This is a genomic window from Paraburkholderia sp. RL17-381-BIF-C (genome assembly GCF_046026435.1).
In the GTDB taxonomy this organism is placed as follows: domain Bacteria; phylum Pseudomonadota; class Gammaproteobacteria; order Burkholderiales; family Burkholderiaceae; genus Paraburkholderia.
Map to the genome: position 1 here is coordinate 1 of NZ_JARESX010000069.1, position 23328 is coordinate 23328.

22 protein-coding genes are annotated in these 23328 nt (G+C 62.7%); 8 read left to right on the forward strand and 14 right to left on the reverse strand.

Annotation, left to right across the window (positions count from 1 at the left end; genetic code table 11):
* Nucleotides 1-95 precede the first annotated feature (95 nt).
* The 4 genes from P0D70_RS29450 to P0D70_RS29465 all read right to left on the reverse strand — a co-directional run bounded on the left by P0D70_RS29450 (nt 96) and on the right by P0D70_RS29465 (nt 2572).
* Nucleotides 96-446 carry a c-type cytochrome gene (locus P0D70_RS29450; RefSeq protein ID WP_408187036.1) on the reverse strand — a complete coding sequence of 117 codons (351 nt, stop codon included), beginning with the start codon at nt 444-446 and terminating at the stop codon, nt 96-98.
* On the reverse strand, nt 443-1237 hold the full coding sequence (locus tag P0D70_RS29455) for a BON domain-containing protein (protein ID WP_091797113.1): 795 nt from the start codon (nt 1235-1237) through the stop codon (nt 443-445). The genes P0D70_RS29450 and P0D70_RS29455 overlap by 4 nt, the downstream gene beginning before the upstream one ends.
* A 26-nt stretch (nt 1238-1263) precedes the next feature.
* The gene (locus tag P0D70_RS29460; protein ID WP_091797115.1) at nt 1264-1851 is read right to left on the reverse strand and encodes a phosphoheptose isomerase; all 588 of its coding nucleotides are present in this window, start codon (nt 1849-1851) and stop codon (nt 1264-1266) included.
* A 217-nt stretch (nt 1852-2068) separates the two neighbouring features.
* Nucleotides 2069-2572, reverse strand: a complete 504-nt coding sequence (locus tag P0D70_RS29465) for a YraN family protein (protein WP_408187037.1) — start codon at nt 2570-2572, stop codon at nt 2069-2071.
* On the opposite strand from P0D70_RS29465, the gene rsmI reads away from it, so the two are divergent.
* Entirely contained in the window at nt 2571-3455 is an 885-nt protein-coding gene (gene rsmI, locus P0D70_RS29470; RefSeq protein ID WP_408187038.1) for a 16S rRNA (cytidine(1402)-2'-O)-methyltransferase, read from the forward strand. The genes P0D70_RS29465 and rsmI overlap by 2 nt on opposite strands.
* 125 nt (nt 3456-3580) lie before the next feature.
* Here the strand turns inward: rsmI and P0D70_RS29475 are convergent, their stop codons facing one another.
* A complete protein-coding gene (locus P0D70_RS29475) occupies nt 3581-4183 on the reverse strand; it encodes a septal ring lytic transglycosylase RlpA family protein (protein WP_408187053.1) in 603 nt (200 codons plus the stop codon).
* Between the two features lie 637 nt (nt 4184-4820).
* Between P0D70_RS29475 and P0D70_RS29480 the strand changes: the two genes are divergently transcribed.
* From P0D70_RS29480 to P0D70_RS29490, 3 genes are all read left to right on the forward strand, one after another.
* The gene (locus tag P0D70_RS29480; RefSeq protein WP_408187039.1) at nt 4821-5465 is read left to right on the forward strand and encodes an MBL fold metallo-hydrolase; all 645 of its coding nucleotides are present in this window, start codon (nt 4821-4823) and stop codon (nt 5463-5465) included.
* Complete coding sequence (locus P0D70_RS29485; protein WP_408187040.1) at nt 5462-6091, forward strand: 3'-5' exonuclease family protein; 630 nt, start codon at nt 5462-5464, stop codon at nt 6089-6091. The genes P0D70_RS29480 and P0D70_RS29485 overlap by 4 nt, the downstream gene beginning before the upstream one ends.
* A gap of 90 nt (nt 6092-6181) precedes the next feature.
* Nucleotides 6182-6640 (forward strand): Lrp/AsnC family transcriptional regulator, encoded by a 459-nt coding sequence (locus tag P0D70_RS29490; RefSeq protein WP_006050474.1) that lies wholly within the window; start codon nt 6182-6184, stop codon nt 6638-6640.
* Nucleotides 6641-6694: 54 nt separating this feature from the next.
* On the opposite strand, the gene P0D70_RS29495 is transcribed toward P0D70_RS29490, so the two are convergent.
* The 3 genes from P0D70_RS29495 to P0D70_RS29505 all read right to left on the reverse strand — a co-directional run bounded on the left by P0D70_RS29495 (nt 6695) and on the right by P0D70_RS29505 (nt 9604).
* A complete protein-coding gene (locus P0D70_RS29495; protein WP_408187041.1) occupies nt 6695-7936 on the reverse strand; it encodes a cation diffusion facilitator family transporter in 1242 nt (413 codons plus the stop codon).
* A gap of 307 nt (nt 7937-8243) precedes the next feature.
* Nucleotides 8244-8546 (reverse strand): H-NS histone family protein, encoded by a 303-nt coding sequence (locus tag P0D70_RS29500; RefSeq protein WP_091797130.1) that lies wholly within the window; start codon nt 8544-8546, stop codon nt 8244-8246.
* Between the two features lie 395 nt (nt 8547-8941).
* Nucleotides 8942-9604: a HugZ family pyridoxamine 5'-phosphate oxidase gene (locus P0D70_RS29505; RefSeq protein WP_408187042.1), complete on the reverse strand. Its 663-nt coding sequence runs from the start codon at nt 9602-9604 to the stop codon at nt 8942-8944.
* Between the two features lie 285 nt (nt 9605-9889).
* Between P0D70_RS29505 and P0D70_RS29510 the strand changes: the two genes are divergently transcribed.
* Both P0D70_RS29510 and P0D70_RS29515 read left to right on the forward strand, forming a co-directional pair.
* Nucleotides 9890-11101 carry an MFS transporter gene (locus P0D70_RS29510; RefSeq protein ID WP_091797135.1) on the forward strand — a complete coding sequence of 404 codons (1212 nt, stop codon included), beginning with the start codon at nt 9890-9892 and terminating at the stop codon, nt 11099-11101.
* A gap of 260 nt (nt 11102-11361) precedes the next feature.
* The gene (locus P0D70_RS29515) at nt 11362-12870 is read left to right on the forward strand and encodes a collagen-like triple helix repeat-containing protein (RefSeq protein WP_408187043.1); all 1509 of its coding nucleotides are present in this window, start codon (nt 11362-11364) and stop codon (nt 12868-12870) included.
* 162 nt (nt 12871-13032) lie between these two features.
* Here P0D70_RS29515 and P0D70_RS29520 read toward each other — a convergent pair whose 3' ends face one another.
* The 3 genes from P0D70_RS29520 to P0D70_RS29530 all read right to left on the reverse strand — a co-directional run bounded on the left by P0D70_RS29520 (nt 13033) and on the right by P0D70_RS29530 (nt 16901).
* Nucleotides 13033-14049: a cupin-like domain-containing protein gene (locus tag P0D70_RS29520; RefSeq protein WP_408187044.1), complete on the reverse strand. Its 1017-nt coding sequence runs from the start codon at nt 14047-14049 to the stop codon at nt 13033-13035.
* A 158-nt stretch (nt 14050-14207) separates the two neighbouring features.
* Complete coding sequence (locus tag P0D70_RS29525; RefSeq protein ID WP_091797140.1) at nt 14208-15353, reverse strand: branched-chain amino acid ABC transporter substrate-binding protein; 1146 nt, start codon at nt 15351-15353, stop codon at nt 14208-14210.
* 444 nt (nt 15354-15797) lie between these two features.
* A complete protein-coding gene (locus P0D70_RS29530; protein WP_408187045.1) occupies nt 15798-16901 on the reverse strand; it encodes an NAD(P)H-dependent flavin oxidoreductase in 1104 nt (367 codons plus the stop codon).
* 252 nt (nt 16902-17153) lie between these two features.
* Here P0D70_RS29530 and P0D70_RS29535 point away from each other — a divergent pair, with 252 nt between their 5' ends.
* Nucleotides 17154-17852 (forward strand): dienelactone hydrolase family protein, encoded by a 699-nt coding sequence (locus tag P0D70_RS29535; RefSeq protein ID WP_408187046.1) that lies wholly within the window; start codon nt 17154-17156, stop codon nt 17850-17852.
* A gap of 268 nt (nt 17853-18120) precedes the next feature.
* The gene (locus P0D70_RS29540) at nt 18121-19641 is read left to right on the forward strand and encodes an amidase (protein WP_408187054.1); all 1521 of its coding nucleotides are present in this window, start codon (nt 18121-18123) and stop codon (nt 19639-19641) included.
* A gap of 93 nt (nt 19642-19734) precedes the next feature.
* Here the strand turns inward: P0D70_RS29540 and P0D70_RS29545 are convergent, their stop codons facing one another.
* The 3 genes from P0D70_RS29545 to P0D70_RS29555 form a co-directional block, all read right to left on the reverse strand.
* A complete protein-coding gene (locus P0D70_RS29545) occupies nt 19735-21027 on the reverse strand; it encodes an MFS transporter (RefSeq protein ID WP_408187047.1) in 1293 nt (430 codons plus the stop codon).
* Between the two features lie 254 nt (nt 21028-21281).
* Nucleotides 21282-21593, reverse strand: coding sequence for a high-potential iron-sulfur protein (locus P0D70_RS29550; RefSeq protein ID WP_091797150.1), 312 nt, complete (start codon nt 21591-21593; stop codon nt 21282-21284).
* A 281-nt stretch (nt 21594-21874) separates the two neighbouring features.
* On the reverse strand, nt 21875-22981 hold the full coding sequence (locus P0D70_RS29555; RefSeq protein WP_091800880.1) for an NAD(P)/FAD-dependent oxidoreductase: 1107 nt from the start codon (nt 22979-22981) through the stop codon (nt 21875-21877).
* Nucleotides 22982-23328 lie beyond the last annotated feature (347 nt).

Genomic DNA, 23328 nt, shown 5'->3' on the forward strand with positions numbered 1-23328 from the left:
CGCGACGCTCTCCCAGCTGAGCTACCCCCCCAACGTGCAAACAATTCTAGCACAGGCATTTTCCGATTTGCCAAGCCGCACGAGGCAGCAAAACATCACCTGGATGGCGCCCCCGCGAGCACCCAATCCACCACCGCGCGGATGTCCGCGTCGCTCATCGATTGATGCGCGGGCATGGGAATCATGCCCCAAACGCCCGAGCCGCCCTCCTTCACCTTGCGCGACAACTTCGCCGGCGCTTGCGCATCGCCCCTGTACTTTGCGGCGATCTGCTGGAACGACGGACCGACCAGTTTGCGGTCCACCGCATGACATCCCATGCAAGCATTGGAGTTGGCAACCCGTTGCCCACTTGGCGCATCCGCCGCTTGAGCAGCCGGTGCCGCAACGCCCGTCAGCGCGCCAAGCATCAGCGCGCTCACTGCAATGGCAACACCGCGCATCATGGCGTCGTCGCCTTCGGATTACCCGGATGCACCGAGCTTGAATTGCTGACCGGCGCGGGCGCCTGCTGCTCCAACGGCCGCGAACTCACCGACGAATCAGGAATAGCGCCCACGGTCGGCGCACTCGCGTCCGGTTGCGAAGCCGCCACCGGCGCCGTCCCCGCCGCCGCGGCTGCCGCCGCCGCTTCCTGCGGCTGAATGTACTGGAACACCTTCACGACCTGCACGACGCCCGGCACGCGGCTCGCAACGTCCGCACCGCGATTGCCTTCGTCCATGGTGACGAGGCCCATCAGATACACCGAGCCACGCTCGGCGACCACCTTGAAGTTGTTCGCCGAAATGTTCTTCTCGGCGATCAGCGCGGTCTTCACACGCGTTTCGAGGTAAGTGTCATTCGTGCGCGACGAGAACGAACTCGCCGGCATGATCGTCAGTTCGTTGACGATCGTACTGACGTTGTTCAAGCCACGCACAATCGTCTCCGCGCGCTGCTTCGACACGTCCCCGGCTACTTCGCCCGTCAGCAGCACGCGGCGGTTGAACACCGCCACGTTGACGTGCGCGTTGTCGGGCAGGTTCTGGCTGATCTGCGAGAGCGCCTTCACCTGCAACTCGCGATCTTCGGTCTGCGCGCCGAGCGTGCGCCGGTCGGTCGCCACCAGCGCGCTGCCGCCCGCCGCGCCGGCGACGGCCAGAAAGCAACCCTGCAATGTTGCGGACAGCCCCGCCGCGAACCCAACCACCAGCACGGTTCTCACCAGTGTCTTCTTGACGCGGAATACGCTCATCAACTAGCTCTCCTTCGGAATCGGTCTCAGTCTTCGCCCAGCAACATGGCATCGATGCCGTCGCACAGACAATGGATGGTCAGCAAATGCACTTCCTGAATACGCGCGGTGCGATCGGACGGCACACACACGTGGATATCGGTGTCGCTCAACACTTCCTGCATGCGTCCGCCGCCCTTGCCGGTCAGCGCGACGACGATCATTTCGCGCTCGTGCGCGGCCTCGATCGCGGCGAGCACGTTGGCGGAATTGCCCGACGTGGTAATCGCCAGCAGTACGTCGCCCGGCTGGCCGAGCGCCCAGACCTGCTTCGAGAAAATCTGTTCAAACGAATAGTCGTTGGCGATGGCTGTCAGCACCGACGTGTCGGTGCTCAGCGCAATCGCCGGCAAGCCTGGCCGCTCGCGCTCGAAGCGGCCGATCAGTTCGGCGGCGAAGTGTTGCGCGTCGGCCGCCGACCCGCCGTTGCCGCACGCAAGAATGCGATTGCCGTTGGCAAGTGCGGCGAACATCGTGTCGATCGCGACGGCGATCGGCATCGACAGGGTTTCGAGGGCTTCGAGTTTGACTGCCGCGCTGTCGCGGAAGTGTTGTTGAATACGTTCGACTGACATCGAGTCTCTATTTTCTACCGCGAGTGGACCGCAGTGCGCGGCCGTGTTGTGAAGTCGTATGGCGAAGTCGTGCCGCTCCGATAAACCCGGCCGGCAACGCAGTGCATGAATGCAAAACCATCGCGCATTGCGCCGCTTCGTGTGTTGCCGGCGTAGTCCCGTGGCCTGCACGCGAGCGCAAGTTTATCGCACTCGCACGTGTTCTCCGCGCACGGCGTCAGACTTCGTCGGCACGAAACGCATCGCGCAACCACACGAGCCGGCCCGCTTCGAACGCGATCACGTCGAACCGGCAAGCGGGCTGAACGCGCCACTGCGAAGCGCGGGTCGCCAGATAGTGCTGCGCGGCGCGCACGATGCGCTGCTTCTTCTGCCAGCCGATACTCGCCGCCGCGCCGCCGTACCGGCGCTGCGCGCGAGCACGCACTTCGACGAACACCAGCGCGCCGTCACGCTCGCGCATCACGAGATCGATCTCGCCGCCGCGGCACGACACATTGCGCGCGACGAACCGCAAACGCTGCCGTTGCAAAAACTCCTGCGCACGCGCCTCGAAAGCCGCGCCGACGAGTTTGGACCCGACGAGTCTCGAAAAGTTGTGCGCCGAGATGGATGCGCCGATCGGCGCCGCCGCGTGCACCGTCTCCCTGCCACCCGGCTCGCGCGGCACTGCGTGGCACAATGGCGGCCTCGTTCCGTCTGTTTGCGTCTTCTGCCTCATGACTCCTCTCTCCGAACTCGCGCAAGGGCAGCAGTACCCGACTGCCGCGCTGTATGTGGTGGCCACGCCGATCGGCAACATTGCCGACGTCACGCTGCGCGCGTTGCACGTGCTCGGACTGGTGGACCGCATTGCGGCTGAAGACACCCGCAACACCGGCCAACTGCTCGCGCGTTACGGCATCTCGAAGCCACTCGTCGCGGTGCATCAGCACAACGAACGGGCCGCGGCACTGCGGCTGGTCGAGCACCTGCAAGCGGGCGAGCGCGTGGCCTACGTGTCCGATGCGGGCACACCGGGCATCTCGGACCCCGGCGCAAAACTCGTCGACGCGGTCCGTGAAGCGGGCTTTCCCGTCATTCCGTTACCCGGCGCCAGCGCCCTCGCGACCGCGTTGAGCGCGGCCGGCGACTGGGTTGCGACATTCTCGTTCCTTGGCTTCCTTCCGCCGAAAGCGAAAGCGCGCGCCGCCACGCTGCAGCCGCTCGCGAACCACCCTCACGCTATGGTGTTCTACGAAGCGCCGCACCGGATCGTCGAAACCGTGCAGGCACTGGCCGACGCATTCGGCGGCGAGCGCAAGCTGCTCATCGCACGGGAATTGACTAAGTTACACGAAGCGCTGCACCGCAGCACCCTGGCCGAAGGGCCAACGTGGCTTGCTGCCGATCCGAACCGGCAACGCGGCGAATTCGTGCTGGTGGTGGAAGGCGCGCAACCGGAAACGGCCGGCGAACACGATCACGACGCGCTATTAGAGATCCTGCTGGAAGAATTGACGGTGAGCAGCGCCGCCAAAGTGGCCGCGGCTATCACCGGAGCGTCGCGCAACACGCTGTACACGCGCGCGCTGGCGCTGAAGAAGGACGAAGAACAAAGCTGACGGACAAACGAAAAGGGCCGCGCGATGCGGCCCGTCCTGTTCTCTGCGGATACGATGCGAGCGGCCGTCATGCCGCACGGCGGCGATACGGAGAGCGCGCCTGAGACGCACCCGCCGCCGCTACATCACTTCTGGGCGATCGAATCCGAATTCGACGCCAGCATTTCGTCACGCGCAGCACGCGCTTCCTGCTGCGTGAGTCCTTCGATCTGCACGCGCGCCGTACCGGCGTGGCGCATGTCGAGCACGGACGCGGCGGCCATGGACAGATCGATCACGCGGCCACGCGCATACGGGCCGCGGTCATTGATACGCACGACGACCGAGCGCGACGTGGCCGGATTGGTCACGCGCACATAGGAGCCGAGCGGCAACGTACGATGCGCCGCGGTCAGCGCGTGCATGTCGTAGCGTTCGCCATTGGCGGTGCGGCGGCCATGGAAGCCACGGCCGTACCACGAAGCGCGGCCGGTCTGATGAAAGTCCGAAATGCCCGAACCCTCATCCGTAAGAGGCTTTGCATCGGCCAGCGACGAGCCTTGTGCAGTCGCGTCTGAAGCCGGCGCGCTACCAAAAGCTTGCGGTCCGAAGGAGCCCGCCTGCGTCAATTTTGTGCTCTGCGGCACGCCGCTATCCGACGTGTTGCCTGCGCCCGGAGGCGTGGCGCAACCCGCCAGCACAAAAAAGGCAAAAAGAGTCCCCAGACCACGGGATAACCGAGTTTTCATAAGACGTGCAATCACATTGTCGAGCCGCATCACGCAAAAGTTGAGCGTGTTGCCTGCGACTCCGGCGGCAATGGACGACAACGCGCCGCGCAGTTGAGCGCAGTACGTCAAAGCCCGGATGCGGCTCATTCAGCCGCTACCGCACGGTTAATTTTCACGTCTGGCGCAACCTGTCCCCGGCAGCCTGACCAGACCCCACATGCCGCCATCGAACGTGGCAAACACGTTCTTGCACGCGTAACTCAGCGCGCAGGAACGGCGGCGTAGGCCCCACCCAGCGTCACGGCAGTTAAGTCCGTAGCAGGCGCGCGGCGCCTGGCTGGGCAAGACGTGTGCATCGAATGCATCGATACCTGATGGCCGCCCGGAAGTGCGACAGCCCATACTTGAGTGGCGATCCGCGTGCCCATTTTTGATGGGGACGCATCGCCTTGTGGCATGCACAGTTCCCTATGCATGGGGTGCATTATACCTAAAACAAAATTTCGGGATGACAAGGGATTGAAAACCTTGATGAATTTTCACGTCTGCTGCAAAAATGAGCAGAGGAAAGCCCGCTGGGACGGGGCTTCAGCCCCTCGGTGAGCGCGGGCTAGACGCCGGTACAATCAACGTTTTTCCAGCGGCGCCGTCATCCATGAAAGTCACCTTGATCCCCGTCACGCCGTTCCAGCAAAACAGCTCGCTGCTCGTTTGTGAGGCAACCGGACGCGCGGCGGTAGTCGACCCGGGCGGCGACCTCGACATCATCCAGGGCGAAGTCGCGCGGCAGAACGTGACGGTCGAAAAAGTGTTCCTGACGCACGGCCACATCGATCACTGCGCGGGCGCAAAAACGCTGGCCACGCACTACGGTGTACCGATCGAAGGCCCGCATCCGGACGAGCGCTTCTGGCTCGACAAGCTGCCGGATCAAAGCACACGCTTCGGCTTTCCCGCCGCCCAGGCGTTCGAACCGGACCGCTGGTTGCAGAACGGCGAGACCGTGCAGTTCGGCGACGAAATCCTCGAGGTCTATCACTGTCCGGGCCACACGCCCGGCCATGTGGTGTTCTTCAGCCGCGCGCATCGGCTCGCGCTGGTGGGCGACGTGCTGTTCGCCGGCTCGATTGGGCGCACGGATTTTCCGCGCGGCAACCACGCGGATCTGGTGCGCTCGATCCGCGAAAAACTCTGGCCGCTCGGCGACGACGTCACTTTCGTTCCGGGCCACGGGCCTACTTCGACGTTCGGCGCCGAACGCCGCACCAATCCGTATGTCGCCGATGGAGTCGAGGCATGAGCAGCGAAATCTATGTGAGCACCGACGTCGAAGCGGACGGCCCGATTCCCGGTCCGCACTCCATGCTCAGTTTCGCCTCCGCCGCCTACACAGAAGACAAGCGCCTGATCGCCACCTTCTCCGCGAATCTCGAACTGCTCGAGGGGGCCAAGCCGCATCCCGTTCAGGAAGCATGGTGGAAGACGCAACCCGAAGCATGGGAAGCCTGCCGCAAGGATTTGCAAACGCCTCTGGCCGCGTTGACGGCGTATGTCGAATGGGTCGAAGCGTTGCCGGGCAAGCCGGTGTTCGTCGCGATGCCGGCTGGTTTCGACTTCACTTATATGTTCTGGTACATGATGCGGTTTGTCGGCCGCTGTCCGTTTTCCTGGTCGGCGCTCGACATCAAGACCCTGGCCTTCGCGATGACCGGCCTGCCCTACCGCAAGAACATCAAGCCGCGCTTTCCGAAGCACTGGTTCGACGAACATCCGCATACGCACGTCGCGCTGGATGACGCGATCGAACAAGGCGCGCTTTTCTGCAACATGTTGAAGGATCTGCGCGCAAGTCAGGCGATCACGCTTGCGGCCGGCAAAGATGGGGACGACACAGGACAAAATACTACTGAGGAACCGGCAAATTAGGTAATCTCCCTCGTCGAGGCCGTTTTACATTGCGTTTCGTTTTCGCCCCCTCTACCATGCGTTGATACGGCGACGCAAACGGAGGCGCAGTTGACACTCGATACGTTCTCTCAAAAAATCCTGCGCCTGCTGCAGCTCGACGCACGCCGCTCGGTGCAAGAGATTTCCGACCAGGTCGGCCTGTCGAGTACGCCATGCTGGCGGCGCATCAAGGACATGGAACAATCGGGCGTGATCCAGCGCTACACCGCCCTGCTGGATCGGGAAAAGCTCGGGCTGCACGTCTGCGCCCTCGCGCATATTCACCTCACACGCCACACCGAAGGCGGTGTCGAACAGTTCGAGCGCGAAATCGCTACCTGCCCGGAAGTCACCGAGTGCTACAGCACGACCGGCGAGTCCGATTACATTCTCAAGATCGTCGCGCCGGACATCAAGGCGTACGACACCTTCCTGCACGAACGCATCTTCAAGATTCCGGCCGTCGCGCAGGTTCGCACGAGCGTCGTGCTACGCGAAATCAAATTCGATACGCAATTGCCGTTGTAAGCCGTTGACCATTCGACGCACGCCGTGAAGCCGCATGGTGGCGCGGCGCAAAAATCAGGTGGCGCTGTGCGGCTCCGTCGCTTTCGCATGATCAGTGGCCAAGCCAATGTTTGCCTGGATTGTCGGCGCGGTGTCGGCCGGCGAGGCGCCCAGTTCCTGTAATACGTCCAGTTTGCGAGCGCCCAGGCGCGCCTTGAGCGCGGCCAGGTCAAGCCGCCCCAGTCGTTGCGATTCGCGGCCCAACGTGCGCGGCACATCTGACAACACCACTTCGACATCGAGGCCCGTGCTCAGATAGTGGATGTTCACCGCCGCCGCCTTCATGCCGAGAGGCACCAGCGCCGCGCTCACTTCCGCGGTGACTCGCTCGCGGGTAGGCAAATCGACTGGCGGGTGCGCCACCGCATCGTTTTCGGGATCGACGTGAATCAATGCGTCGAGCACGCGGCTGTCCGTCAACACCCGCAGACGCGCCGACTCGGCGATGTAGTGTCCCTCTGACACGGAGATCAGCGGGTCGACCAGAATGTGCGCGTCGACGAGCGCGAAGTCGCCCATCTTGCGCGTGCGCAGTTCGTGCACGTCGCGCACGCCGGGTGTCGACAGCAGCAACGTACGCATGTCCGCGGTAGCAGCGTCGTCGAGCGCGCGGTCGGAGAGGTCCTGTAGCGCGTCCCAGCCGAACATCCACCCCATGCGCGCCACCATGAAGCCGACGATCGCCGCGGCAATCGGGTCGAGCAGGCGCACGCCAGCGAGGCTGCCGACAATACCGATCGCGACCACCAACGACGACGCCGCATCGGAACGCGCATGCCAGGCATTGGCGATCAACATGGCCGAACGCGCACGCTGCGCTTCGCGCAGCATGTAGCGAAACAGACTCTCTTTGGAAATCAGAACCAGCACCGCGACCGCGAGCGCGCTCATATGAACCGCGGGGATATTTTGCAGATCGGCGAGGCGCGTTCCGGCCCGCCACAACATACCGACGCCCACCGCGATCAGAAGTGCGCCCAGAAATAACGACGCGACGGTTTCATAGCGGCTATGCCCGTAATTGTGATCCGCGTCGGGTTTTGCCCCACTGTGCCGATTGGCGATCAACACCACAAAATCGGAAACCAGATCCGCGAGGGAATGGACACCGTCGGCGACCAATGCCTGAGAGTGGGCGAACACGCCGATGACGATTTGCAGCGTCATCAATACCGCATTAAGCGCAATACTGACAAATGTACTTTTGCGCGCAATGCGATGTTTTTCGGCGGACTGGGAAGCGGCGGCGGCAGGCATCTGAGAAGCGGACTGGAAAAGTTCAATCCCTGCATTCTACCCGGCACATCAGGAGACGCGTGGCAGACGCCCAAAAAATTCCTTTTAAATCAGCTGCTTATCTAAACGAAAAGCATTCGCGTTCAAGTTGCGCGGAGTACATGCGACAGCTACACGGCATTTTGTCGCGGCAATAAAAAAACCGCGCCCTTGACGGTACGCGGTTCTCTCTTGCAACGTCAGACGCGATGGGCGCATCTGATTGAAGCCATTCGTATTAACTGATGGGCAGAAGCCGGGCAGAAACATTACCCGCTGCCCAAAGTATTTACTTCTCGATGAGAAACTTCTCGCGATCCAGACCTGCGATCCAGCGCGGCGGCTTACCGCGGCCGGACCACGTGCTGCCGCTATCCGGGTCGCGGTACTTCGGTGCGACACCCGCGCGCGGACGAGCGGCTTTAGCACCCTTGGCAGCACGACCGCCGCCGAGTTCGGTCAGAGAAATGCCGTAGTCGGCCATTTTCTGCTTGATTTCATTCAATACTTCCGCGTACTCGCGCGACTTCGCTTCTTCGATCTGCTTTTCGAGCTTCTCGCGCTGAGCGAGTAGTTCCTTGTAGGAAGACATAGGTTCCCTTGTGGTTTGGATAAATGACTGCCAGTCTTAAGCCAGCTTGCCCTTTGAAGGTGATCATGCCTCGGAATTTGATAGCGAGATTAACACAAAATAGAAAGACTACAAAAGCGCGAGCGTTGAATTAATCCGAATTCGTTTCAAAAAATTTCCATCCACCACCGGATGTCCACACTCCCTTTCAAATAGCTGATTTCGGATTTTGCTGAAAACTGCAGGCGGCATCGGTAATTATCAATTTAACTGTCACAAAATGAAAATTAAGATCGTCATTTTCCGACAACATTTCATGCGATGATAGCTTTCACATGAAACGTCGTAACATATTGCCGCACGCGTTCCGTGCGGTTATTACACACGATCGTTTTCCCGCAAACGGTGCTAAAAACCTAATTAGCGTGGCGCTGCATGCAATCTTCGAGCGCCGCGCGCAAGTTCCCGGTATTGAGTTTCGCGTCGTCGAAAGCAAAACGGCTACGCACGCCGTTCATTTTCAGGTCCGCGCCATATCGGTCGACGCCGAGCAGTTGAAATCCACTTGCGCGTCCAGAGTGACTGGCCAATTGTTCGATGAGCGTGTTCTTTTCATCGAAAGCAAGTGGCGGCAATGGATCGAGCTCGGCACCGTCCAGCCACCCCATTGCGCCGAAACCGCCGATATAACGCAACCTTTCGAGCCGCATTGTCCAAAACGTAAAATCACCGAGCACGAGGTAGCGCTCTGCCTCCGGGTGGTAGCGCAGATAGCGCTGCACGACCTCAGGCGTCGAGTCGACCGGTTCGAAGGTGCCCAGCAACGTGACGCGTTGGCCGCTCAGTACGTCGCCGTCAGGTGCGTCGACGGCGAGAAAGCCGGCGCGCGGGTCGGCGTGCAGATTATGGGTGTGCTCGGCGAGTCGGCTCACCAGGATCGTCGGCCGATGGTGCGGGTCCGGTGCGAACGGCAGCATTGACGGATAAGGGAAGCCTTCCGGCTGGCGCGCGTGCGTGGCGAGCGTGCCGACGGCGGCCGTGTGCAGCAGATGCAGCGGAGCGTGAGCGGGAATGTTCAAGTGTGCGTTCCTGGATAGGACAGTGGCGAATCACAAAAAACCGGGGAGCGGCGCATTCGGTACATCCGGCACATCCGGCGCTTGTCGCGCCGAGGCCGCGACGCCCCAAACGGAACCGAATGGAGCGCGCCGGGCCGAGTTGAGCACGAACCAAACTCGAGCCGAGCCCTGCCGAACCATCGCAACTATGCGGATTCCGCCTTCCAGCATAAAACAGCTCGCTTCGTTAGAATCGGAATTTCGCTTTCAACGCGCTTTCTTCCGCGTTCCCTCCTCGAGATTTCCGTGTCAGACCGCTCTCCCGAAGTCACCGCCCTCCCCGCCGCTCACCGCGACCTGTCCGATACCGCACGGCAGCGCGCCCGTATCGCCACGATGGCGGTGTTCTTCATCGCCGGCATGATGTACGCGTCCTGGGGGGTACATGTGCCGACGGTGCGCGACCGTTTCCATCTGAACGCGGCGATGCTCTCGTTCGCGCTGCTGGCCGTCGCCGGCGGCTCGATCGGCGCGATGGCGGCCAATGCTTCCTGGATTGCGCGCGTCGGCACGCGCCGCGCCTGCCTCACCGGCGGCCTCGTGATGGCCGTGTGCGCGGCGCTGATTCTGGTCGTGCCGACCTACTGGCTGCTGCTGGTCGTGCTGGCCACCTTCGGCGCGGGCATGGCCACACTCGATGTCGCGATGAACGCCGAAGCCAGCGCCGTCGAAAAAGCGCTCGGCAAGCCAATCATGTCGTCGTTGCACGGCATGTTCAGCGTCGGCGGGATGGCCGGTGCGGCGGTCGGCGGCGCGTTGCTGTCGCGCGGCATGGCGCCCGCGGTACATCTGGCGCTAGCCGCCGCGGTCAGCGCATTCGTTCTGATTGCCGCCTGTCCTTCCGTGCTGCCGCACGTGCCGCACGCCGACCATCCCGATTCCGCCACGCCGCGCGCCAACCGCTGGCGCTCGCCGGCATTGTGGGCGCTCGGCGCGATGGCGTTGGTCGCGCTGATCGCCGAAGGCGCGATGTACGACTGGGCCACCGTCTATATGCGCGATGTGGTGCTGGCCACGCCGGCGCTTGCGAGCGCGGCCTACGCGGCGTTTTCGGGCGGCATGGCGGCCGCGCGATTTGCCGGCGACGCGGTGCGCGCCCGCTTCGGCGCTCCGCAACTGGTGATGGCGAGCGCGACGCTCGCCTGCGTCGGGATGGTCGGCGCGCTGTTGCTGCCGAATGCGGTGGCGGCGCTGATCGGTTTCACGCTGATGGGTCTCGGCCTGGCGAACATGATGCCTGTGTTGTTCGCTGCGGCTGCCAGCGTAAAAGGCATTCATGCGGCGGAGGGACTGGCGCATGTTGCCGGACTCGCGTACTTCGGGCTGCTGCTCGGTCCGGTGATCATCGGCGCGGTGACCCAGGTGAGCAGTTTGCCGATCGGCCTCTCGGTGGTCGCCATCTGTTCCGCCGCGATCGCAGTCGCGGGCCCGAAGGTGCTGCGGCGTTTGAAGATCTGACGCGAAGACACGCCGTTGCCGCGTCTGCGCGTACGACGCCATACGAAGCGCGTGCGTCCTTACGTTACGTTACGCGTGGCTCGCACACGGCTGTGTTCCGGGACACGTCGATGGAAGGAAGGCACTCCCGTCGTGGCGCACGCACCGCCAACACGTTGATTCATATACGTTTACTTGTTGCTTCCATCGTGCGAACAAAAATGGCATAGGCCTTGCAGTTAGCTCCCCAAGCAGTGTCCAAAACTACGGGGGAGCAGACCATGAATCGCAAATTCAAGCTGACGGCGATCGCCATGTGCGTCACGTCGATGATCATCCTGACGGGATGCGGAAGCACGTTGAACAGGCCGAGCGTGGCGGGTGGCGCGGGAAGCGGATCGGGTGGCGGTGCTGGCTCGGGTGGCGGGACGCCTACGCCGACGCCTACACCTACACCTACACCTACACCTACACCTACGCCGACGCCCACACCAACGCCTACACCTACACCCACGCCAACGCCAACGCCAACGCCAACGCCGACGCCCACACCGACTCCAACGCCGACCAGCGCCAACCCCATCGGCGTAGTCGTGCAAAACACCGGCAACGTGGTCACCGCCGCCGGCCAGACCGTCTCCGCTGTCGGCAGCCAGATCGGACTCACGCCGATTCCAGGCGCGAATCCGGCGACCACCACGGCGCTCGGCAACGTCGTGTCGAATCTCGGCAACGGCGTGACAGCCGTCGGCACCGGCGTGGCGAGCGGCCTCGGCCAGCTTGGCAACTCCACCGATCCACTCGGCACGACGCTCGCCAGCAGTAGCAATCTGGTCCAAAACGCAGGCCAGGCCGTCAACAGCGCCGGCCAGCTCGTGACCAGCCTCGGCAGCGGCCCCACTGCACCGCTGAGCCCATTGACCACGCCGCTCGGCAGTACGGTCTCGACGCTCGGCAACGCGGTCACTGGCCTTGGCACCCAACTCGGCTCGCAACTGACGAACGGCCCGATCCAGCAAGTCACTCAAACGGTCTCCACCGCGATCACGCCGATCACGAGCACGCTCGCGCAGACGACCCAAACCGTCGGCGACACGACCGGCCTCGGTTCACCGCTGAACGGCCTGCTCTCGACGATCGGTCATGGACTCGACAGCGCCGGCGGCAAGCTCAGCAGCGCGACAGGCAATCCGATCGGCCAGAACCTCGGCAACGTCGTGACCAAGCTCGGCGATACGGTGACGTCCGCCGGCGGCCTGCTCACAGCGGGTGCCGCCGGCAGCGGCAATCCGCTCGGCGGCATCACCGGCATTCTGAATCCGGGCAGCGGCGGCACGGGCTCGCCGCTCGCACCGCTGACCAGCATCCTCACCGCGCTGCCCGGCACCTTGAGCGGCGGCCTGACGGGCGGCAGCGGCACCGGCGGCCCGCTCGCGCCGTTGACCAATGTCGTCAGCACCTTGACCGGCAGCCTCAGCGGCACGGGCTCGGGCAGTCCGCTTGCGCCGCTCACCGGCGTCGTCAGTTCGGTCACCGGGGCATTGAGTGGCGCGACGAACAGCGGCAGCAATCCGCTCGCGCCGGTGACCTCGGCCGTGTCGTCGCTGACTGGCGCGCTAGGCTCGGCCACGGGGTCGGGTAGCAGCGGCACCGCCAACCCGCTTGCACCGATCACCGGTTTGTTGACCACGGTCACCGGTGCCTTGAGCGGCGCGACGACGTCCGCCGGCGGCACGACCGGCGGCGGTCTGCTCGGCGGCCTCGGCTCGCTGACGACGACCAGGAAGTGACGAACAAAGATAACGACAGCAAATAACGGCGCGAAAAAACAAGCGTCGAAGGGGGGCGGCGAGCCGGGTAACCGGCTCGCTGTTTTTTTATCCGCGCTTCTCGCCACCCGCATCACCCGCCGACCGCACCGTTTCAGACAGCGGCGCGCTATCACCCGCAAGTCACAGTTCGTGATACGTATCGTAGTGACGCGAGAAGTCGTTACTCCGGAGAAAGTTGGTGAACGTCATCGTCACCGACGCGTCGAGTCCTTCCACGTAATGCCACCAGCCAATCGGCAGAAACAGCAATTCGCCTGGCGCGAGCGTGCATTCGAGCAATTGCGCTTGCCGCATCGACGGGAAACTGTCGTAGTCGATCGCGCCGCCGTCCACTTGCGAATAGCAATGCAGATGGTTCGCCATATGCGGCGTGTCGGATAGCGGCACGAGTTTGATCCGCTTACGGCCAATCACCTGCGCCATCAAGTTGTTGGTCAGATCATGGTGAAACGGCGTCCTGGTTCCTGCCGGTCCCATCCAGAAGAAGCCGGTATCGGGCGAAGCGGCGTCGAGATACTCGTCGATTGGCGGCACATCGGACCATAACGCCGCAAGCGCCGCGCGATTGTGCGAGGTGTTATTGGCGGTCATATAGAAATCGTTGGTCGGCCCGCTCTGCTCGACGAGATCCACATAATCGGCAAAGCGCATCATGCGCTTCAGCATGGGCTGATTGATTTCGTAATTCGCATCCGATTCGCGGCCGAACTGCACTTCCACTTCGCAATCGCCGCAGCGCTCACGGAAGTAGTCCCAATTCCACCGCGAACGTGCGGGCCAGAAATCGAATGCACCGGTGATGATGACCGGCCGGTTCTGAGAGTAGTACTGCTCAAAGAACGCGTCGCGCGATAAACGTTCGCGCCGCTCGATCAATCCGCTTGCCGTGCGCATGCGATTCAGCTCGCTGTACACCGACAATATCCATTCGCGCTTGCGCAAACGATTGCGCAAGCGCGTCGCGCCATGAAAATAAGGACTCGCAATTGCCGCTTCGATTTCTCGAGTGGCATCGGCCGCGTCGAAACCGTGGCCGACAAGCACGCCATGCAGCGCGGACGGCGGTGCGTCGAGCAGCAGATTCTCGGCAATCCAGCGGCGCCATGCGTCGTCGAAAGAGCGGGTCACGGTAGTCACGGCATGGTCTCCGAACAGTGCGGCTACACAAAAAATATCGGCAAAAAGAATCGGCAAAAGAAATCGGCAAAAGAAAAGGCACGCGTACCTCGCGGCGCGCGTGCCTTTTTAATCATGCGACCGAAGACAGACCAACGCCGCCTTCGCTCACGCGATTTTTACATCTTCACTACGTCGAGCAGCGTCTTCTTGCCTGCCTTGTAGTTGTACAGCGAGATCACGCCGTGCTGAAGGTCACCCTTCGAGTCGAACGTGGTTTCACCGATCACACCCTTGTAGTCCGTGCTCGGCATTGCTGCCAGGATCTTCGCCGGATCGGTCGAGTTAGCACGCTTCATAGCGTCGACGATGATGTACACAGCGTCATACGTGAACGGTGCGTAGATCTGGATCGGCTGACCGAAACGCTTCTGATACTTGGCGAGGAACGCCGAGCCGCCGGCCATCTTCTCGAGCGCCATACCGGCTTCCGAACAGACGATGTTGTCGGTTGCGTCGCCAGCCAGGTCCGACAGCTTGTCGGTACACACGCCGTCGCCTGCCAGCACCTTCGCGCGCAGGCCGAGCTGCTTGGCTTGCTTGGCGAACGGGCCGCCGGTTGCGTCCATACCGCCGTACATGATCGCGTCCGGGTTTTCGCCCTTGATCTTCGTCAGAATCGCGCGGAAGTCGACAGCCTTGTCGTTCGTCGCGTCATGCGACATCACGTTCAGGCCCAGCGACTTGGCGGTCTTTTCGAATTCGTTTGCCAGACCCTGGCCGTAAGCGGTCGAGTCGTCGACGATCGCGACGCTCTTCACTTTCAGACCCTTCGCTGCGTAGTTAGCCAGTGCCGGACCTTGTTGCGCATCGGTCGCGACGACGCGGTACGTCGTCTTGAAACCTTGTTGCGTGTAGGCCGGGTTCGTTGCCGACGGCGAGATCTGCACGATGCCTGCATCGCTATAGATCTTCGAAGCCGGAATCGACGTGCCCGAGTTCAAGTGGCCAACCACTGCGACGACCTTGTCGTCGACCAGCTTCTGCGCGACTTGAGTTGCCGTGCGCGGGTCGGCTGCGTCGTCCTGTGCGTCCAGTTGCAGCGTGACCTTCTGGCCACCGATCGTCAGGCCCTTGGCGTTGATTTCTTCAACTGCCAGGCGCGCGCCGTTTTCGTTGTCTTTACCCAGGTGAGCGATACCGCCAGTCAGCGGTGCAACGTGACCGATCTTGACGACCGTGTCGGCTGCAGCCGAAGTTGCCAACGTAGCGAACAGCATCGCGGCAGCGCTGATCGGCAACAGCTTTTGAATCTTGATGTTCATGTAAGTCTCCAGTTTCGGTCCCAAAAACAACGTAATCGCCCTGTGCCCCCGCTTCCCCAACACGTGTCGCTCAGTCCCGTGGACGACCACGCCGGTTGCATCGTTCATGCACTTGGCCAGCACGCTCACCGGACTGTTTGTGGCAGGCGGCAAACCGTACTTGCGCGCAAGTGTAGGCCATCAAATTAATTTGTGGGGCTTTTTTGAGGAAGTGGGATGAACACTAATAGCGTTTATCCAACAGGGGCCGATTCCGGCTGGAAAGACTGACTCGAAAGCACCAGCCCATGCGGGTTTCCGCTATGTGAGGCTTTCGTCTAACAGCTCGGCCTAAAGGTTTTTGCGCGTTAAACCGTTAATCATGCGAATAGGCTTTTTGCCTAAAAAGGAGGCGCGCCGAAGGTGATGCCTGGCGCGCCTGGATTACGTCTGAATCATGCTGAATCAGCGTTCGAGCGCGGCGACACGCGCCGTTGCTTCGCGCCATTCGCGTTCGAGCTGACTCATCAGTTCGGCCGCGCCGAGACCTTCGCGGCGCGCACGACCCAAGGGCGCACCCTGGCCCGACCACAGAGAAAGATAGTCGCCGTTTTCCGCGCGGCTCGCGGTTTGCCGCAGTTCCTGCGTCAACGCATTTTGCACGGGATACGGCGCGATCTTCTGCGGTGTCTCGCTCAACCGCTGCATCAACGGATTGCGTATGCCGCGCGCATGGCGGCCGGTGATCGCGCGCGTGACCGAGGTCGATGTGTCGGACATGGACCGCACGCGGGTTTTCCATGCCTGCGGTATCGCACTTTCATGACAGGTGAGAAACGCGGTGCCCATTACCGCGGCTTGCGCGCCGAGCGCGAGGGCGGCGACGATGCCGCGTCCATCCATGATGCCGCCGGCGGCGAGCACCGGCAGGTCGGTTGCGTCGACGAGTTGCGGCACGAGCGCCATCGTGCCGACCAACGCGTCTTCGAATGCACCAATAAACGTGCCGCGATGCGCGCCCGCTTCCGCGCCTTGCGCGGCAATCGCATCGGCGCCCACGTCGCGCCAGGCCACCGCTTCGGCGACGTGCGTCGCGGTGCCTATTACATATAGACCGTTGGCATGCAGCCGGGCGACGTCGGCGGCAGAGAGCAGTCCGAACGTGAAGCTCGCCAGCGGCACGCGCAATTCGATCAGCATCTCCAGTTGTGCGCGGAAGTCCGGCGCGTAGCGTGCGAGCGGCGCACCCGGCGGCAAACCGAGTTCTTTACGCAGCGGGTCGATCGCTTCGAGCGCGGTACGCACAGTTGCATCGTCCGGCGTGGCCGGATCGAGCACGAACAGATTCACGCCGAACGGACGATCCGTCAGCGCGCGGATCGCCGCGACTTCGCTCGCGATCTTTTCGGGCGAGAGCGCCGCGCCCGCCAGAAAGCCGAGACCGCCCGCGTTCGACACCGCGGCGACCATGGCCGGCGTCGTCGCACCGCCCGCCATCGGCGCCTGCACGACGGGCACGCGCAACCCGAAACGTTCTGCAAACGGCGTCACAAAATTGACTTCACTCATGATGGATTCCTTTTCCGGCGATGCGCTCGCCACACGGGCGAGCCGATACGCTCGACTGTACCGAGGCGATCCGCGCCGGAGAAATGAATTATCGAGAACGTTTCAATCGCCTTACGAGATTTCCGCCGCACAGGCCCGCTCTGCAGCGCGTTTCTTTTGATGGCAAACTGACCGCCCCCGCTTCAGGTATTCAGGCCTCTGGCATTTATTCAGACCGACCTCGCACAGCCGCGCGAGTCAATGGAGAGCAACATGAGCACCACTTCCCGATGGATCGACATTCCCGCCGGTAACGACAGTTTTGGCGGCTACCTGGCGCTGCCCAAAGGCGGCAAGGGACCGGCCGTCATCATCATTCAGGAAATCTTCGGCGTGAACAGCCATATCCGTTCGGTGGCGGATCAGTATGCGCAAGACGGCTATGTCGCGCTCGCGCCGGACGTGTTCTGGCGCGTGCAGCCGCGCGTGGAATTGACGTATGAAGGCGCTGATCGCGAGAAGGGCATCGAGTTGATGCAAAAGACTAATGTCGATCAGGCCGTGGCCGATATCGGCGCCGCGGCCGCCGCGTTGCGCGCCATGCCGGAAGTGACCGGCAAGGTCGCGGCAATCGGCTATTGCTTCGGCGGCCGGCTCGCGTATCTGGCCGCGGCGCAAGGCACGCTCGACGCAGCGGTCGCCTACTACGGCGGCGGCATCCAGAATCAGCTGGAAGAAGCGGCGAAGATCAAGGTGCCGATGCAATTCCACTACGGCGAACTCGACGCGCATATCCCCCTCTCTGCTGTCGGTCAGATCCAGGAGCGCTTCGCCGGCCGCACGGACGCCGAATTCAACATCTATCCGAATGCCGATCACGGCTTCAACTGCTCGGACCGCGCCTCGTACAACCAGCGCGCCGCCGCGCTGGCGCATGGCCGCACGCTGACCTTCCTCGGCGAGCGTCTGTAACTCGCACTTCCCGTTGCCGCGCCCGTTTGTGCCGCTCGTCGCGCGGCCCATCCGCGCGCGGCAATTGCGCCTTTTTGCCGGTGCTTTTTATCTGCGTCAGTAACTCACGCGCGTAACTCAGTTACTCTCTCAAAGACGGCTTGTCATCGGCATGCCGTCTTCTTCCATGTCCAGCGATCAATCCGGGCGACGTGATCTCCAGCGGATGGCGTATCGCGAGCATGGACCACCCGCCGACCCGACATTCGATAGCGAGGGCTCATCCGTCGTGCATTCAGACTATCTCGCCCATGACGCCACCGGCCTCGCCGAACTGATACGCAAGCGCGAGGCGAGCGCGCGCGAGTTGCTCGACGTTGCGATCTCGCGCACCGAAGCCGTCAATCCCGCAATCAATGCGATTGTCCTGAAGGACTACGATGCAGCGCGTCAGCGTGCGTCCCGCGACGATGCAAACCGGGCGAACGACGCAAACAGTGCGGACAGCGTCAGCGCGCAATTAGCGCTGGCCGGCGTGCCCTATCTGATCAAGGATCTGGGCGCGCCGGTCGCCGGTCTGCGCATGGCGATGGGCAGCCGCCACTATCGCCATTTCATTCCTGCGCAAGACGCGCCCGTGGTCGCGCTCGCGAAAGCCGCCGGTCTCAATATCTTCGCCAAGACCAGCACGTCCGAACTCGGCCAGATGCCTTATACGGAGCCCGAACTGTTCGGCGCGTGCCGCAACCCATGGAATCTCGACCATACGCCGGGCGGCTCCAGCGGTGGCGCGGCGGCTGCGGTTGCCGCCGGCATCGTGCCGCTCGCGCATGCTTCGGACGGCGGTGGCTCGATCCGCATTCCGGCGTCCTGCTGCGGACTTTTCGGCCTCAAACCTTCTCGCGGACGCGTACCGCGCGCAACTGCGGCGGCGGCGGCCGGCGACCTCGGCGTCGATCATGCGGTGTCGCGCAGCGTGCGCGACAGTGCGTTGCTGCTCGATCTGATTGCGGGCAATGCCGACAGACCGCTCGGTGCGCCGGGCACGTTCCTGAGCGCGAGCCGCGAGCCGTGCAAGCCGCTGAACATTGCCTACGTCACGGACCCGATGCTGGCGCCCACCCTTTCCGCCGACGCGCGCGCCTCACTCGAAGACGCCGCGCAACTCGCCAGTTCGCTCGGCCATAACATCGAACCGGTGTCGCTCGGCATCGACTTCGCGGCGGTTCGGCATGCATTCCTCACGCTCTGGTCCGTGACCGCGGAAGATCTCGTGCTGAATGCCGAGCGGATCAGCGGCCGCAAGCCTCTGCGCACGGAATTCGAAATTTCGACGTGGGCGATGGCGCACGTGGGCCGCAAACTCGGCGAACGCGGCCTGCCCGCCGCGCTCGAAGAACAGCGGCGCATCACCGAGCGGCTCGCCGACCTGATGAATCGCTATGACGTGATTCTGTGCGCCACGCTGGCCTCGTCGCCGATCAAAATCGGCGAGATGCAGCCCACCGCTGCCGAACGCATGCAAATGCGCGCCGTCACCGCCATGCCGCTCGAAGCGCTAATGAAGAAGGTGCTAACGGAAGCATCGAACAAGGCATTCACCTGGGCGGGTTGCACGGAACTGTTCAATCTGAGTGGCCAGCCGGCGATGTCCGTACCGCTTTACTGGAATGCACGCGGGCTGCCCGTCGGTGTGCAATTCGCCGCGCGCGAGGGCGGCGAGGCTACGCTGCTGCGCCTGGCCGCACAACTGGAAATCGCGCGGCCTTGGTTCGACAGGCGACCGCCTTTGATGCCCGCACGCAGTTGAACAAAGACGCGCCGCCGGCGGAGAAGCTGTCGGCGCGAAGTATCGGTGAAGTTCAGGAGCAGGGGCCGATGCAGACCGAATCCGGGCCGCAGGTCAGGCCGGTTTGCGCTGCGCGTCGAGATCCGCGTGACGCTTGCCCGGAATGCAGGCGAGCGCGACGATCGAGAGCGCCAGTCCGCCCATCACGTAGTAAATCGGTGCGAGCGGCGAGCCGGTGGTGTTGATAAGCCACGTCACGATGAACGGCCCAAAGCCGCCGAACACCATCACCGCGATGTTGTAGGCGAGCGATAAGCCGGTCGAGCGCACGTTCGCCGGAAACAGCTCCGCGATCAGCGCGCCGAACGGCCCGTAATAGCCGGACAGCGTAATCGACAGCAGCGCCTGCACGAGAATCAGTTTCGATACGCTCGGCTCCGCCGCGAGCCATGCGAACAGCGGATAAATGATCACAAGCGTGATCACCAGCGACCACAGCGACAGGCCCTTGCGCCCAATGCGGTCCGACCACGCGCCGGTCAGCGGCGAGAGCACCGTCAACAGCAGATTGCCGACGATCACCGCGGAAAAAGACTGTGCGTAGGGCAGTTTCAGTTGATTGACCGCGAAGGTGGGCAGATAGCTGATCAACACGTAGATCGTCACCGTGAGTGCGATCACGGAGCCGAGTCCGCAGAGCACGTCGCGGCTGTGGCTTCTGAAGACTTCGCCGAGCGTTGCGCGCCGCGCGGTTTTTTGCGCGAGCAGAAACGCTTCCGAATCGGCGAGGTTTCGGCGGATATAAAAACCGATCGGCCCGATGATCAAACCCAGGATGAACGGCACGCGCCAGCCCCAGGATTTCAACGCCTCGGGAGACAGGCCGCGCGTGATCAGGGCGCCTACCAGCGCGCCAAGCAGCAGCGCCGCCGCCTGACTTGCCATTTGCCAACTGCCGTAAAAGCCGCGCTTCGAGAACGGTGCCGCTTCGATCAGCAACGCCGTCGAACTGCCGAATTCACCGCCGGCGGAGAAGCCTTGCAACATGCGTCCGGCTACGATCATCAATGGTGCGCCGATGCCGATTGCCGAATACGGTGGCGCGATCGCGAGCAGCAGAATGCCGAGCGTCATCAGCGCGATGACGAGCGATAACGCCGCTTTGCGTCCCGCGCGATCCGCGTAGAGTCCAAGCACGATGCCGCCGATTGGCCGCATGACGAACGCGACGCCGAACGTCGCGGTGGTGAGCAGCAACGACGCGTAATCGTTGCCGTCCGGGAAGAACAATGGGGCGATCACCACCGTCAGAAAACCGAACACGGTGAAGTCGTACCACTCGAGCGCATTGCCGATCACAGCCGCGACGACGGCCCGCGTATGAAGACTCCTTGACGCTGGTGTCATTCGAATCTCCAGCCTGCGAAAAGTATCCCGTAGTGCGTCGTTTCAGTGCAATGGCATGACAGTGCGAGCAAGAAAGGGGCCGCGAGCCGCTGAGGTCGCATTGGAGTGTAAAGAGCGTACAAGCCGTTTTCAAGCAGCAAAAAGGCGTCTGCCGCGCGGGACGGCAGACGCCTGTGTGATTCGACCGTGGTGGCGCGCCGCCATGTTGCGGCGCGTTTTGCGCGACACCTTTTGTGTGCGCGGCTGACGGGTAATCAGGCCTTCTTGTTATATGCGCTGCACCAACCTTTGCTCGCGACCTGCTTGCCGGCGAACATCGGGCACGGGCCGTACTCATCGGTCGCCTTGGCCTGGTAGAAGCTGCAGTTGCCGCAGTCCTGGCCGGGTGCGTACTTGGCGAATTTCGCTTTGTCGACTTTACTCGCGTCTGCCTTGTAGCCGAGTGCTTGCGCAGTCGGATCGCTTTCGGAGACTTTCGGCGCATCGGCGAAAGCCTGCCGCGACAGCGCCAAGGTGGATGCCACACCAATGCTGGTGATCAAAAACGTACGACGGGAAGATTTCATGGGGACTCACTCCATTTATATTGAACTGATCGCCGTTCTGATGACAGCGGTCCCCAAGGATATCAATGAAGCCGCCGCGCGTGACGACTCAAATGATAGAGATAACCGAATTGGTACGACTGCGCGCCTGAGTGTCGCGTGCGAGGGGAACGGCTCGCGCGCGAGTCGAGCGCCCGCCGTGAGCTTGCGGTTAGTTCGCGGCGCCGAGCCCCCACCGTGAGTTCGCGGTTAGTCCGCAGCGAACTCGCAGGGATGCGCGACACGCGCGAACCCCGTGCGATTTACCCGCGTCCGCTCAACTCGCACACCCGCTGCGCGATGGCGAGCGAGGCCGTCAATCCCGGCGACTCGATGCCGAACAGATTGACCAGCCCACGCACGCCGTGCGCGGCCGGCCCTTGGATCACGAAGTCGGCAGCGGGTTCGCCGGGGCCCGAAAGCTTTGGACGAATCCCCGCATACGCGGGCTGCAACGCGTTGTCCGGAAGCGCGGGCCAATAGGCGCGAATCGCCGCGTAAAACGATTCCGCGCGACGCGGATCGACGTCGTAATTGATCGTATCCACCCATTCGACGTCGGGACCGAAACGCGCCTGGCCGCCCAGATCGATGGTCAGATGCACGCCAAGACCGGCCTCGTTCGGCATCGGATAAATCAAACGGCTGAATGGCGCGCGCCCGGAGATGCTGAAGTAGTTACCGCGCGCGAGATAGAGCGGCGGCACATGCCGCGCATCGAGTCCACGGATCTTGCGAGCCAGCGCATTCGCCTGCAAACCGGCACTGTTGATCACGCAGGCGGCGCTGATCGTGGCCGGCGCGTCACCGCCCACTTTGATGATGAAGCGGCCATTGTTCGCTTCGATTGCCTGCACTGGCGCGTGAAACGCGCACACTGCGCCATCGCGTTCGGCGTCGCCTTGCAAGGCCAACATGAACTGATGACTGTCGACGATACCCGTTTGCGGCGAGAACACCGCTTCGACACATTCGAGTGCGGGTTCGAGCGCTTGCGCCTGGTCGCCGGTGATTCGCATCAGGTCGAGCACGCCGTTATCACGGCCTTTGGCCATGATGCTTTCGAGCTGAGGAACCTGGTTGCGCGAAGTGGCGACCAGTAATTTGCCGCAGCGCGAATGCGGCACCTTGCGCTCGACGCAGTAGTCGTAAAGCATCTCGCGGCCGCGCACGCAAAGCGCGGCTTTGAGCGAGCCGCGCGGGTAGTAGATGCCCGCGTGAATCACCTCGCTATTGCGCGAGCTGGTGCCCACGCCGATCGCCTCCGCCGCTTCCAGCACGATCACCTCGCGCCCGCGCGCCGCCAGTGCGCGCGCCACCGCGAGACCGACCACGCCTGCGCCGATCACTACACATTCGATTTGGTCCATGTCCCTTGACGCGGCCAACTTCGCCGCGCGCTGCCTCGCTCGCCCGATCAAGATGAAGACAGGATGCGGCGGACGCGTGCGCAACACCGCGCGCTGTCGAACGCTCCTGTCCATTCGCAACCGCTACGCCAGAGTGTACGACGCCGCACAGACAGAAATGCCCGCAGTCGGCAACCACTGCGGGCACTCGGTCTTGCGCAGATCCCACACGTAACGGCCGGACTAAATCAGTGTACGCCGTCGAAGGTGACAACGCTCGCCTGTTGCCAGGTCATTCGCAGCAATAATTGCCACGGCATTCACTCCATTTTCGGTACGGACTTCCGTTTTGACTGGAAAAAAACCCT